Genomic DNA, 12,727 nt, shown 5'->3' on the forward strand with positions numbered 1-12,727 from the left:
ACCCACCACCGGGTGCACCGCTCCCCCGCACCACCACCAGCGAGGCGCTCCCGTGCAGACCTTCCTGCCCTTCCCCGGCTTCGCCAGGAGCGCCGAGGCCCTCGACGGACCGCGGCTGGGCAAGCAGCGGGTGGAGGTGCTGCAGGTGCTGCGTGCCCTCGAGCTGCCCGAGTACGGCTGGTCCGGCCATCCGGCGGTGGCCATGTGGCGCGGTCGGACCCCGGCGCTGGTCTGCTACGGGTTGGCGTGCGTGCGGGAGTGGACCTCGCGCGGCCACGCGGACACGACGGCCGCCCAGGTGGCGGAGTTCGCCCCCGAGACCGCGGACGCCTCCCAGGAGGAGCTCGCGGTCTCGGGCCAGCTGCCGTCGTGGCTGGGCGGGCGCGCCCTGCACCGGTCGCACCGCTCCAACCTCCTCCGCAAGGACCCCGCCCACTACGGCCCGCGCTTCGAGGCCGGGCTGCCCGACGACCTCGACTACGTCTGGCCGGGGTCGGACGACCTGCCCGAGCGGCCCGCCGCGGTGGGCAGGGCGCTGTGGGTGGTGCGGGCAGCAGACCCCACCACGCTCGGCGTGCTGGTGGACCGCGGCGTGGTGGGCCTGGACACCGGCAGCGGCATCGACGTCCCAGCCGACCTCGAGCAGGGAGCCGGCGGCCTGCGCGCCCTGCTCGCCGCGCGCGCCGAGCAGACGGGGACGAGGCGCCGTCCCGGCAAGGCGCTGCGCCAGCTGGAGGCCCTCGTGACCGAGGTGTCCGTCGACGACGAGGTCGCCGTGCCCGTCCAGGAGGGGCGGGCCCTGCTCCTCGGGAGGGTCACCGGGGAGTACTCCTTCGCCGGCAGCGCGGCGCTGGTGCCGCACCGCCGTCCGGTGCGCTGGGTCGGCGTGGTGCCGCGGGCGGCGCTCGCCCGCCCGGCGCAGCTGCAGGACCCGCGCTCGCTGTTCCGCGTGGTCCTCACCAGCTGACGGTCCCTGCTCAGGCGAGGCCGGGGGGCACCACCCGCGGGCCCGCCTCCGGCGGGCGGGGACGGTCCTGCGGGTGCAGGCGCACCGCGACCAGCGCGACGTCGTCCTCGGGCTGGGTGCTGACCAGCTCGCTGAGGAGCTGGTCGCAGAGGTCCTGCAGCGGCAGGTGACCCCGCTCCGCGAGCAGACGGCGCAGGCGGTCCAGCCCCACGTCGATCGACTGGCCGCGCCGCTCCACGAGCCCGTCGGTGCACAGCAGCACCGTGCTGCCCCGCTCGACCAGCTCGACCCCCTCCTGGCGCACCACCGACGGGTCGATCCCGAGCAGCAGGTCGGGCTCGTCGACCTCGAGCGCGACCACGGAGCCGTCCGGGTGGAGCACGAGCGGCGGTGGGTGCCCGGCACTGGACCAGCGCAGCGCCGTGGTGCCCTCCGCTCGCTCCTGCGCGCCCTGCTCCAGGCGCAGCACGGCCGCGGTGGCCGTGGTGGAGATGAGCAGGCCGGGGATGGCGGCGTCGAGGCGCTCGAGCACCTCGGCCGGCCTGGCCCCCGTGGTGTAGGCGATGCCGCGCAGCAGCCCCCGCAGCTGCCCCATGGCGGCGGCCGCCGCGGTGTCGTGCCCGACCACGTCACCGATGACGACGACGGTGGCGCCGTCGGGCTGGACGAACGCGTCGTACCAGTCACCGCCCACCTGGGCGGCCACGCCGGCGGGCAGGTAGCGCACGGCCACCTCCACGTGGTCCGGCTCGGGCGGCGCGGTGAGCAGGCTGCGCTGGAGCTCCTCGGCGAGCTGGCGCTGGCGCTCGTAGAGGCGTGCGTTCTCGAGGGCTGTGCCGGCTCGGGAGGCGACCTCGCGGGCCGTGGCGAGGTCCTCGGCACCCGGGGCTCCGCGCTGCTGCCCCCAGAACAGGGACAGCGCTCCCAGGGTCGTCCCGTGCGCCGTCAGCGGCAGGACGCAGCAGGCCTCGGGGGCCAGCTCGGCGACCAGCCGGCGCGCCTGGTCGTCCCCGAGCGCCGCCTGCACGACGGCGGTGGCATCAGCCGGGACCAGCTGCGGCTCACCGGTCGCCAGGGCCCGCAGCAGCGGCGCGGCGCCGGTGAGGCCGTGCGCCCGCCGGGCGGCGTAGCGCTCCACCAGCGGCACCCGACCGGGGTCCCGGTGGGCCCAGCCCACGTCGCGCAGGGCACCGCCGTCCTCGACCAGGGACACCACGGACCAGTCGGCCAGCGCCGGCACCACGAGCGCGGCGAGGCGCGCGACGGCGGTGCGGCCGTCCAGCACCTCCGTCAGCTGCTCGGTGGTGCGGGCGAGCAGCCCCAGCCGCGCCGCGGCGGCGTCGGCGCTCTCCTGGGCGCGGCGGCGCTCGGTGATGTCGAGGGAGGAGATCGAGAGCCCACCCGGGCTCGGCCAGACCCGCACCTCGTACCAGCCGTCCACGGGCCCGGGGCGGTGCGCCTCGAAGGCGGCGGGGTTCCCGCTGGCGAGGGCGCCGCGGCAGCGGCGCTCGAGCTCGCCACCCACCGCGCCCGGGACCAGCTCCCACAGCGACCCGCCGATCAGCTCGGTCCGCGTCCGGCCGAGCAGGCGCTCGGCCGCGGCGTTGACGTAGGTGAAGCGGAAGGAGTCATCGAGGCTGGCGAAGGCCGCCGACATGCTGTCCAGGACGCGGGCCACCCGGGCCTCGCCCTCGTGCACCTGGGTGGTGTCGTACGCGGCCCCCACCACGCGGACCGGGCGCCCCTCCTGGTCGCACAGGGTGCGACCCCGTGCCTGGACCCAGCGCACCCCTCCGCCGGGGCGCACCACCCGGTACTCGGCCTCGTACTCCCCGCAGGTGTCGATCGAGTGCTGCAGCGCCGCCGAGACGCGGTCGCGGTCGTCCGGGTGCAGGTAGGAGCTGAAGGCCTCGATGGTGCCGCCGAAGGCCTCGCGCTCCACCCCGAAGACCTCGAGCAGGCGGGCGTCCCACTCGAGCTCTCCCGTGGCCAGGTCCCAGTCGAAGCTCCCCACCCCGGCGGCGTCCACGGCCAGCTGGACGCGCAGGCGGCTGCGCTCCCCCTCATCAGCGGAGAGCACCAGGGCGAGCTCGGCGGAGGCGCTGGCCGCGAGGTGCCCCAGGGCCTCGACCTCGTGGTCCTGCCAGGTCCGCGGCACCGGTCCGAAGGCGCACAGGACTCCCCGGGTGCGTCCCTCCTGGGCCAGCGGCACCCCGAGGTAGGCCCCGACCGCGGCCGACGCGGCGTGGGGCTCCGAGGACCGCGGGTCCGCGGCGACGTCCCCGACGGCGACCACGCGACCGTGGAGCACGACCAGGTCGCAGAGGGCGTCCACCACCGGCTCCGCGCCGGACGGCGCCACCCCGGTCGGCGTCCCGGCCGAGGCGGCCACCTCGTGCACGCCGTCGCGCACGAGGTGGACCTGCGCCCACGGCGCACCGGTCAGGCGGGTGGCGAGGTCGGCCAGGCGTCCCAGCCCCGGGGCACCCGCGGTGGCGCGGTCGTCGGAGCGCTCGGCCCAGGCAGCCACGCGACCACCCTCCACCACGACCTCCGCTCACCGGCTCGCGTCGGCCGCGGTGTCCCCCGTGCCGCCCCCGTGCTGGACCAGCCACCCGGACCGCCGCAAGGCCCGGTGCGTGGGAGCAGTCTGGGGCACGGAGGGCGCTCGGCGCAGGCTCCGGTCCCACACCGGCGCCCTGCAGCGCGGGTGGGACCGGCGGCTGCGTCAGCGGCGAGGCCCCCGGGGGGTCCCCCGGCTGTCGAGCACGGCGCGCAGGCGGGGCATCGGGGCCGAGGTGACGCCCTGCTCGCTGGACAGGGCGGGCACCACGCGGAGCACGGGCGGCCCGGCCGGGGCCGGGGGTCTCGCGGCGTCGGGCCCGCCGTCGCCGGTGGCCTCGGCGGCGCGCACCGCCTCCAGCTGCGGCGCGTGCACCGCGCGGGGGCGGCTGGGCAGCTCGCCCGCGGCGGGGCGGCGCACGAGCCCGAACGCCATCACGGGACCGAAGACGCTCAGGGGACCCGGGCCCGCGGGCGACGGCAGGCGCAGCACCGAGCCGGTGCCGCCCCCCGCGGCCACCGGGGCCACGGGACCGGTGGGGGCCGCCTCGTCGGACGTCGCAGCAGCAGCGAGGGCCTGTGCGCCGCGCACGACCCGGGCGCGCTGGCGCCACACGTCGAGGTCGACCACCGGTGAAGCAGGTGCAGCGGACATTCCTGGCTCCGATCTGGCTGGCGGGCCGGCCCCGGACACCCCGGGGACTGCGTGGTGCTGGTGTGTGGTGCTGGTGTAGCGAAAGATGCTCAGGTTAAGACTGCGACTCATGTGACTCGTGTGACTTGAGAGAAGTTAGAGGAATCTGAGGCAGTCAGCCAGCACCGCTGCGGCGTGTCGCCGCACGTCGTGGGACCACCCGCGACCTCAGCCGCGCGCCCGGGTGGTCCCGCACCGGGCGCTCGGCTCAGGTGGGGGTGCCGCCGGCGCGGCGCACGGCCGCATCGCGCTCGGCCTGGCGGTCCGCGACCGCCACGGGGTGGCGCGGGGAGCCACCGCGCTCGTCGTCGACCTCCCCGCCGCGGGCGAGCCGGAGCCGGCGGCCCAGGGCGACGTCCTCGGCGCGCTTGCGCGCGGCCTGGTCGCTCTTGCGGGTGTCGCGCGGCGGCAGCTGGAGCTCCTCCTCGGCCTCGATGCCCGCCTGGAGCTCGCGGCCGCGCTCCAGCTCGGCGTCGAGCTCGGCCCCGAACAGCAGCGCGAGGTTGGTGATCCACAGCCAGAGCAGGAAGACGACCACCGCGGCGAAGCTGCCGTACGTCTTGTCGTAGCTGCCGAAGTTCGCCACGTAGAGGCCGAACAGGCCCGAGGCGAGGGCCCACACGAGGATCGCCACCACGGCGCCGACGCTGGTCCAGGTCCACTTCGGGCGCTCGATGTTGGGCGTCACCTGGTAGAGCACGGCGACCACGACGACGACGATGAGCGCCAGCACCGGCCACTTCGCGATGCCCCAGGCGGTCACGGCGGCAGACCCGAGACCGATCACGTCACCCACGGACCGCGCCACGGGACCGGAGACCACGAGGATGATGAGAGCGGCGACCACGAGCACCACGGCGATGACGGTGACGAGCAGCTGGGTCGGGCGCATGACCCAGACGGGGCGGCCCTCGGTGATGCCGTAGATGCGGTTCATGGCGCGGGAGAAGGCACCGACGTAGCCCGAGGCCGACCACAGCGCCCCCAGGAGGCCGACGACGAGGCCGACGCCGGCGCCCCGGCTCTGCTGGAGCTGGCTGATGACGGGCTCGAGGTTGCTCACGACGTCCGCCGGCGCGAAGCCGCCGATGATCTCGAGCAGCGCCTGCGTGGTCTGCGGGCCCTGCCCGAGCACGCCGACCAGCGAGATGACGGCCACCAGGCCCGGGAACAGCGCCAGGACGGCGTAGTGGACGAGGGCCGCGGCCAGGTCGAGGCAGCCGTCGCCGGTGAACTCGCGCACCGTCTTGCGCAGCACGTAGACCCACGAGCGCCGGGTGAGGTCGGTGGGGTCGTCCGGCTTGCGGGGGTCGTCGGGTGCGGGCGCGGTGCGCGCCTTCTGCGCGGTGCTCGCGTGGTCGACGTCGGAGCTCATGCCGTCTCGCCAGGCCCTTCCAGCGGTGGTGCGCCGTGGGCTCGACGTCGCGGCAAGTCTGCTGGGCGGGGGACGGACCTGCGACTCCAGGTGGGGCTGCCGCCCGTCACCGGTCGGGGGCAGACTCCGTGCTGTGTGCGGTCGCTACGCCAGCAGCAGGTCCGACGCCCAGCTCGTCGAGGACTACGCCGTCGACGCCGTGGTCGGGCCCGAGGTGGGCCCGTCCTGGAACGTCGCGCCCACCCAGCAGGTGCGCGCCGTGGTGGAGCGCGAGCCCCAGGACGGCACCGGCGCGCAGCGCCAGCTCCGCACGCTGCGCTGGGGCCTGGTCCCCTCGTGGGCGAAGGACCCCGCCGTGGGCTCCCGCATGATCAACGCCCGCGTGGAGACCGTCACGGACAAGCCCGCCTACAAGCGGGCCGCGGCCCGCAGGCGCTGCCTCGTGCCCGCTGACGGCTACTTCGAGTGGGAGCGCCGTCCCGCGCCCGACGGCTCCGGCAAGGAGGTCAAGGTGCCGCACTTCCTGCACGCCGCCGACGGCGGCCCGCTGACCTTCGCGGGCCTGTACGAGCTCTGGAAGGACCCGGCGGTCGCCGACGGTGAGGACCCGTGGCTGTGGACGGTCACGGTGATCACCACGCAGGCGCGCGACGAGGCCGGCCGCATCCACGACCGCAGCCCCGTGGTGCTGCCCGCGGACTTCCAGGGCGACTGGCTCGACCCGGCGCTCACCGACCTCGACCTGGTCCGCCAGGTGCTGGACGCCGTGCCACCGCCGCAGCTGGCCACGCACGAGGTGGGGCGCGCCGTGGGCAGCCCCCGCGTCAACGGCCCCCAGCTGGTGCTGCCCCTGGAGCAGCTGGGGGCAGGGGGCGCCTGAGGGCCGGAGGCGACCCCGGGACGCCGGGGCGCCGCGGGGTCACTCGGCCAGGTTGGCGCTGATCACGTCCATCACCAGCGCCCTCGCCCGCGCGGTGGTCTCTCCGAGGCGGTCGGCGACCGCTGCCACCAGCCCCTCCACCAGCAGCGCCTGCGGGAGGCGCGAGGCGAGCGTGACCTCGTCGCGGAAGGTCAGCTCAGGGATGGTCACCACCAGCGCCACCGTGGCCGCCTGCGCGACGGGACTGCGCCCGAAGGACGTGACGGCCACGACGTCGGCCCCCGCCGCGGCGGCCGCGGCCACGGCCCGCAGCGACACCGCGCTCGTCCCGCTGCCGCTGATGACGAGCAGCAGGTCACCGGGTGAGAGGAGCCGGGCGCTGATCTGCTGGCCGATGGCGTCGCTCAGGACCTCGGCGGGACGCCCGACGCTGGTCAGCCGCGCCGCGGCGTCCTGCGCGAGCGGCGCCGAGACGCCGTTGCCCACCACCACCACGCGCCGGGCACCGGCGATGAGGGCCGTGGCGCGCTCGACGGCGTCGGCGTCCAGGAGCGCCAGCATGTCGGAGACCCGAGCGGCGAGCTGGGTGAAGACAGCGGCGACGATGGCCGCTGCGCCCTGGGGGTGCGGGAGCACCGCTGGGGCCGCAGCGGCGTCGCGCGCGAGCAGCACCCGCAGCTGCTGGTAGCCGGTGTAGCCCAGGCTCTGGCAGGTCCGCACCACGGTGGCGCGCGAGGCCCCGGCGAGGTCGGCGACCTGCTGGGAGCTCATCTCGACGATCTCCGCGGCGCGCTCGAGCAGCACCGCGGCCACGGCGCGCTCCGCGGGCAGCAGCGACGGCAGGAGGCTGCGGATGGTGGCGGCGACCGCCCCCGGCTGGTCCTTCACGACACCACCGCCGCGGCGGGGCCCGTGGGACCGGCGGCCTCGGCGATGCTCCGGACCGCGGCGGCGTCGAGCGCGAAGACCTCCGCGCCGTCGTCCGGCCCGGGAGCCTCGACGAAGGTGACCCGCACCGCGCCGTCGTCCGACAGGTCGACCAGGTCCAGGCCCGCACCGACCACGGCCCGCTCCGTGCCGGCCGCGGCGAGGGGGTCGGAGTGGTTGGCCACCCCCGGCGAGACCACCACGGGGATGCCCCGCACCTGCTGCACCATCCCGTGGTGGTAGTGCCCGGCGAGCACCAGGCGGACGCCGGCCGCCTCCAGCACGTCGAGGAGCGGCTCGGGCTCCACCAGCTCGAGCGCCCGGAGCAGGGTGCTGGCAGCAGGAACCGGCGGGTGGTGCAGCACCACGACGGCGCCGCCGGGGGCCGGCGGGGCGAGCGCCTCCGCGAGCCAGGTGAGCAGCCCTGGGGGCACGTGGCCGTAGCCGGCCCCGGGCACGGAGGTGTCGAGCGCCACGATCCGGTGGCCGCGCACGTCGTGCACGGCGCAGCGCGGCCCGAGGGCCAGCTCGAAGGCGGCGCGGTCGTCGTGGTTGCCGGGCACCGCCACCACCACCGCCCCGTGGTCCGCGGCGAAGCGGTCCACCCGCGAGCGCAGCGCGGCGTAGCTGGCCGGGCTGCCGTCGTCGGACAGGTCACCGGCGAGGACCACCGCGTCGAGGGGGCCCGCGGTCACCGCGCGCTGCAGCACCCGGTCGAGGGCGGCCGTGGTGTCGACGAGCCCGTGGTGCAGCGAGCCGTCACCGGTCAGGTGGGTGTCACTGAGGTGGAGCAGACGCAGCGTCACGAGACCTCCCCCGCCGTGCGCTCGCGGCGCGTCCGCACGGCTGCGGCCAGGGGCAGGTCCCAGCGACCGGTGGTCACCCGGTGCCGCAGAGCGCCGCTGACCTGGTCGAGGGCCATCGTGATGACCACGACGACGACCATGAGCACGCCCACGACGTCCCACACCCGGAACTGGATGTTGTCGACGAGCATCTTGCCGATGCCGCCGGCGCCGATGAGCCCGAGGATGGCCGAGGCCCTCACGTTGATCTCGAACCGGTAGAGCCACAGGGCCAGCAGGTCGGGCAGCACAGCGGGCCAGACGCCCCAGCGCACCACCTGCCAGCGCGAGGCGCCGACGGCCCGAGCGGCCTCCACCGGTCCGCGGTCGGCGGCCTCGAACGCCTCGTACCCCCACTTGCCGAGGGTGCCGACGGAGCCGATGGCCAGCGCCAGTGCGCCGGTGAAGGCGGTCAGGCCGGTGACGGAGAGCATGAGGACGGCGATGACCACCTCGGGCACCGCCCGCAGGACCGCGAACACCGCCCGGACCGGCCACCGGACGAGGGCGGGTGCGAGGCCGTCGGTGGCCAGCAGCGACAGGGGCAGGGCCACGACGACGCCGAGGACGGTGCCGAACCACGCCATGGCGACGGACAGCACCGTCGCGGACAGCGCGTCGGGCAGGTGCGTCCAGGCGGGCGGCAGCAGCATGAGGCCGAGCAGGTGCACGAGCCGACCCGGCAGCTCGGGCAGCGCGTCCCAGGAGACGTCGATCCCCCACACCGCGGCGGCCACGACGGCCACGACGACCGCCGTGAGCAGCCGCCGCACGAGGTGCAGGGGCCTGCGTGGACGCCCCGCCGCGCGCGGCGGGGCGGCGGGGGCGCTCGCCGGGCGCCGGTGCGCGTCGACGCTCACCGCAGCAGCCGCCGCCGGACGGTGGAGCTGAGCAGCTCCAGGAGCACGACCACGACGAGGACCTCCAGGATCACGGTGCTCAGGTAGTGGTACTGGTAGAAGGTCCGCACCTGGTCGATGAGCATGCCCAGCCCACCGGCGCCGACCAGGCCGATGACCGTGGAGGCGCGGACGTTGAGCTCCAGCACGTAGACGGTCTGCGACAGCACGGTGGGTCCGACCTCCGGCAGCATCGCGCTGCGGTTGGCGCGCAGCCACGTGGCACCCGCCGCCAGCGCCGCCTCCTGGCCCCCCCTGTCGACGCCGTCGAGCGCCTCGGAGACGAGCTTGACGAGGATGCCGGTGTTGAACAGGACCAGCGCGAGCACGCCGGACAGCGCCCCGGTGCCCACCACGGTGACGAAGACCGAGGCGAAGAGCAGGTCCGGGATGCTCCGCACGACGTCCATGACCGTCCGCACGACGCGCAGCACCGGGCCGTGGGGATCGGTGGCGCGGGAGGCGGCGAACGACAGGGGCACCGCCAGGACCACGCTCACCGCCGTCGCGATGACCGCCATCTGCAGGGTCTGCAGCAGCGCCGGCACGGTCCGCGGGATGAAGGAGTAGTCGGGCTGGACCAGCTGCACGAGCGTGCCCGTCGCGTTGCCGGCGTTGCGGACCAGGGCCGCGGGGTCCACCTGGACGACGACGGCCGACCAGGCGGTCACCACGACCACCCCGACGAGCACGAGGCCGGCCTTCCAGCCGCTGCGCACCCGGGCGGGGCGGCCCCTGACGACGGCCGTGGTGGGCGCGGGGGCGGTGGTCACCGGCGGCCCGCCGGCGCGTCGAGGAGGTCGTCAGCGGTGAGGGAGCGGCCGTAGATGGCGGCGAAGGCCGCGTCGTCTGCGTCCGCCCCAGCACCGTCGTGGACGACGGCGCCGTCGCGCATCCCCACCAGCCGGGTGCCGTAGCGGCGGGCCAGGTCGAGGAAGTGGAGGTTGACCACCACGGTGATGCCGAGCTCGGCGTTGATGCGCTGCAGGTCGCGCATGACGACGTGCGAGGTCGGCGGGTCCAGGGACGCGACCGGCTCGTCGGCGAGGATCACCTTCGGCCGCTGGGCCAGGGCCCGGGCGATCGCCACGCGCTGCTGCTGCCCGCCGGAGAGCTGGGAGGCGCCGCTGTACGCCTTCTGGACGATCTCGACGCGCTCGAGGGCCTGCAGGGCCAGCTCGACGTCGTCCGCGGCCCACGCTCCCAGCAGCGACCGCCACGCCGAGGTGTGGTGGAGCCTGCCCATGAGGACGTTGTTGAGCACCGTGGTGCGCTTGGCCAGGTTGAAGCCCTGGAAGACCATGCCGACGTCGGCGCGCAGCGCCCTCAGCGACGCCCCGCGCAGGCCGCGCAGGCGGGCGCCGCCCACGGTGATCTCACCGGAGGTGAGGGGCACGAGCCCGTTGATGGTGCGGACCAGCGTCGACTTGCCGGCACCGGACAGGCCGACCACGGCCACCATCTCCCCGGAGGCGATGGACAGGTCCACGCCGCGCAGGCCCACGTGGCCGTTGGGGTAGGTGACACCGACCCCCTCGAAGCGGATGCTGCCGTCGGCGGGCTGCGCTGCCGGTCGCATCAGCCCAGTCCGATCGAGGCGGCGACGTCCGAGGTCTTCTGCAGCGCCGCCGGGTCGGCGTCGCGCAGGCCGGTGATCTGGTAGATCGCGCTGAGGGCCTGCTGGCCCTCGGGGGTGGCGGCGTAGTCCTTCATGGCAGCTGCGACCTTGGTCTGCCACTCCTGGCTCAGACCGCTGGACAGCGAGACGCCGTCGTTGGGGATCGCGTCGGTGAGGGCGAAGACGACCACCTTCTGGCCGACGTCCGGGGTGTCCTTGGCCACCACGGAGCGGGCGTCCCAGTAGCTCGTGCCCACCTGCGCGTCCCCGTTGTAGACCGCCAGCACGCTCGCGTCGTTGGCGGTGACCTGGGTGACCTTGATGTCGCTGGAGACGTCGATGCCGGCCTTCTTCATCGCGGCGACCGGGAAGATGTAGCCGGCGGGCGAGGCGGGCTGCAGCAGCGAGACGGTGGCCCCCTTGATCTTGGGCAGCTCGTCGAGCCCGGCGGGACCCTCACCGCTCTGCGTGCCGTTGCAAAAGAGCATCCCGTCGGCGCCCGCCACCGGCTGGTCCGCGCAGTACTTCGCGGGGTCGTTGGTGAAGAACTGCGCCGCGTACGTGCTCTTGCCCTTGCGCTCGGACTGCAGGGCCGGCACGGCGCCGTACTTCTCGCAGGCCTGGCTCATCTGCAGGCTGGGCAGCATGCCGATCTGCGCCTGGCCGCTGCCGATGGCCTCGACGGCCGCCTGGTAGTCCTGCGTGATGACGCCCTTGACCGGGATGCCCAGTCGCTGGCTGAGCGCCTGCTCCAGCGGCTTGACGGTCTCGACCAGCTTGCTGGCGTCACCGGAGGGCACCAGGGCGAGGGTGAGCTGGGTGGGGGCGGAGGCCTTGTCGTCGGAACGGCCGGTGCAGACGGCGGCCGAGGACGCGCCGGCCGCGGGGCTGGTCGCGGCTGCGTCGGCCGCCTGCTGCGACGCGCCGCACCCGCTGAGGGAGGCGGTGGCGACCAGGGCGAGGGCCGCGGCACCGGCGAGGCCAGGGACGCGCGAGCGGGTGGTGCAGGAGGGGCGAGCGGGCATGGCGGAGTCCGTTCTGTCAGGGGTGATCGGGAGGAGGGGGAGGCAGAGGGGGGACAGGGGGGACAGGGGTGCGGAGCCGGGTGGGCCGGTGGCTGCGCCTCAGGCGCTGGACGTGACCGCGAGCGGGTGGGCCCCCTGGAAGGCGGCGGGGTCCTCGGCCCAGGTGGTGATGCCGGCGTAGAGGCCTGGCAGGTCGGGCGCGGTGAGGTGGGCGGGCCCGGCGGCGTGGCCGAACCTGTCGACCAGGGCGGTCGAGCAGCCCGCGCGCAGGGGGGCGGCGAGGTCGTTGGCCCAGACGTCACCGACGGACAGCGCGCTCGCGGCCGGGCGGCCCCCCAGCAGCCGGGGCAGCAGGGCGTCCCACCCGGCGGGCTTGCCGGCGCTGGTGACGACCTCGTCCAGGACGTCGGTGAGGCCGAGCGCGACGAGCGCCTCGTCCACGCCCGTGCGGGGGGCGTTGGTCACGAGCACGCGGTCGACGCGGCCTGCGAGGCCGCGGAGGAGGTCCACGAGTCCCGGCGGGACCTCGACCTCGAGGCGCCCTGCGGCCAGAGCGGCCCGGCTGCTCGCGTAAGCGCGCTCGAGCACGTCGTCCGACGAGCCGGGAGCGAGGCGGGCTGCGATGTGGGCCACGGCCGCGTAGCCGTCGGCGTACCGGGGTGCCTCCGGGTGTCCGGAGAGGTAGCTCTCGAGCTGGTGGTGGAGCTCCCGGCCCGCGGTGGCACCGACCTCGGGGAGGCGCTCGCCGACGAGGTCGGCGGCGGCGGCGGCGTAGGCGAGCACGGGATCGTCGCCGGTGCAGACCGTGCCGTCGAAGTCGAGCAGGAGCAGCGGCCTGGCCGCGGCGGTGGAGCGGATCACGCCGTGGACGCTAGGCGTCCACGGTCGTTTGTTTCAAGAGGCTGCATCTGTGTGAAACAGGTGTTCATCCGTCG

General features: G+C 75.5%; 12 protein-coding genes. 2 read left to right on the forward strand and 10 right to left on the reverse strand.

Annotated elements, in window-relative coordinates; translation table 11 throughout:
- Positions 1 to 52 precede the first annotated feature (52 nt).
- Positions 53 to 967, forward strand: coding sequence for an MSMEG_6728 family protein (locus tag H7K62_RS16965; protein WP_186720574.1), 915 nt, complete (start codon positions 53 to 55; stop codon positions 965 to 967).
- Positions 968 to 977: 10 nt separating this feature from the next.
- Here the strand turns inward: H7K62_RS16965 and H7K62_RS16970 are convergent, their stop codons facing one another.
- From H7K62_RS16970 to H7K62_RS16980, 3 genes are all read right to left on the reverse strand, one after another.
- A complete protein-coding gene (locus H7K62_RS16970; RefSeq protein ID WP_186720576.1) occupies positions 978 to 3,497 on the reverse strand; it encodes a SpoIIE family protein phosphatase in 2,520 nt (839 codons plus the stop codon).
- Between the two features lie 198 nt (positions 3,498 to 3,695).
- On the reverse strand, positions 3,696 to 4,184 hold the full coding sequence (locus H7K62_RS16975; protein ID WP_186720578.1) for a hypothetical protein: 489 nt from the start codon (positions 4,182 to 4,184) through the stop codon (positions 3,696 to 3,698).
- Positions 4,185 to 4,431: 247 nt separating this feature from the next.
- On the reverse strand, positions 4,432 to 5,598 hold the full coding sequence (locus H7K62_RS16980; protein ID WP_222437765.1) for a YihY/virulence factor BrkB family protein: 1,167 nt from the start codon (positions 5,596 to 5,598) through the stop codon (positions 4,432 to 4,434).
- 133 nt (positions 5,599 to 5,731) lie between these two features.
- Between H7K62_RS16980 and H7K62_RS16985 the strand changes: the two genes are divergently transcribed.
- Positions 5,732 to 6,478 (forward strand): SOS response-associated peptidase, encoded by a 747-nt coding sequence (locus tag H7K62_RS16985; RefSeq protein WP_186720580.1) that lies wholly within the window; start codon positions 5,732 to 5,734, stop codon positions 6,476 to 6,478.
- A 39-nt stretch (positions 6,479 to 6,517) separates the two neighbouring features.
- On the opposite strand, the gene H7K62_RS24185 is transcribed toward H7K62_RS16985, so the two are convergent.
- The 7 genes from H7K62_RS24185 to H7K62_RS17020 all read right to left on the reverse strand — a co-directional run bounded on the left by H7K62_RS24185 (position 6,518) and on the right by H7K62_RS17020 (position 12,653).
- Positions 6,518 to 7,366: a MurR/RpiR family transcriptional regulator gene (locus tag H7K62_RS24185; protein ID WP_186720582.1), complete on the reverse strand. Its 849-nt coding sequence runs from the start codon at positions 7,364 to 7,366 to the stop codon at positions 6,518 to 6,520.
- The gene (locus H7K62_RS16995) at positions 7,363 to 8,211 is read right to left on the reverse strand and encodes a metallophosphoesterase family protein (protein ID WP_186720584.1); all 849 of its coding nucleotides are present in this window, start codon (positions 8,209 to 8,211) and stop codon (positions 7,363 to 7,365) included. The genes H7K62_RS24185 and H7K62_RS16995 overlap by 4 nt, the downstream gene beginning before the upstream one ends.
- Positions 8,208 to 9,110 (reverse strand): phosphonate ABC transporter, permease protein PhnE, encoded by a 903-nt coding sequence (gene phnE, locus H7K62_RS17000; RefSeq protein ID WP_186720586.1) that lies wholly within the window; start codon positions 9,108 to 9,110, stop codon positions 8,208 to 8,210. Before phnE (H7K62_RS17000) ends, H7K62_RS16995 begins: the two co-directional genes overlap by 4 nt.
- Positions 9,107 to 9,922, reverse strand: a complete 816-nt coding sequence (gene phnE, locus H7K62_RS17005) for a phosphonate ABC transporter, permease protein PhnE (protein ID WP_186720587.1) — start codon at positions 9,920 to 9,922, stop codon at positions 9,107 to 9,109. The genes phnE (H7K62_RS17000) and phnE (H7K62_RS17005) overlap by 4 nt, the downstream gene beginning before the upstream one ends.
- Positions 9,919 to 10,728 carry a phosphonate ABC transporter ATP-binding protein gene (gene phnC / locus H7K62_RS17010; protein WP_186720589.1) on the reverse strand — a complete coding sequence of 270 codons (810 nt, stop codon included), beginning with the start codon at positions 10,726 to 10,728 and terminating at the stop codon, positions 9,919 to 9,921. The genes phnE (H7K62_RS17005) and phnC overlap by 4 nt, the downstream gene beginning before the upstream one ends.
- Positions 10,728 to 11,792, reverse strand: a complete 1,065-nt coding sequence (gene phnD, locus H7K62_RS17015; protein ID WP_186720602.1) for a phosphate/phosphite/phosphonate ABC transporter substrate-binding protein — start codon at positions 11,790 to 11,792, stop codon at positions 10,728 to 10,730. Before phnD ends, phnC begins: the two co-directional genes overlap by 1 nt.
- 99 nt (positions 11,793 to 11,891) lie before the next feature.
- Positions 11,892 to 12,653: an HAD family hydrolase gene (locus H7K62_RS17020; RefSeq protein ID WP_186720604.1), complete on the reverse strand. Its 762-nt coding sequence runs from the start codon at positions 12,651 to 12,653 to the stop codon at positions 11,892 to 11,894.
- Between the last annotated feature and the right edge of the window lie 74 nt (positions 12,654 to 12,727).

Source organism: Quadrisphaera sp. RL12-1S, from assembly GCF_014270065.1.
GTDB lineage: Bacteria > Actinomycetota > Actinomycetes > Actinomycetales > Quadrisphaeraceae > Quadrisphaera.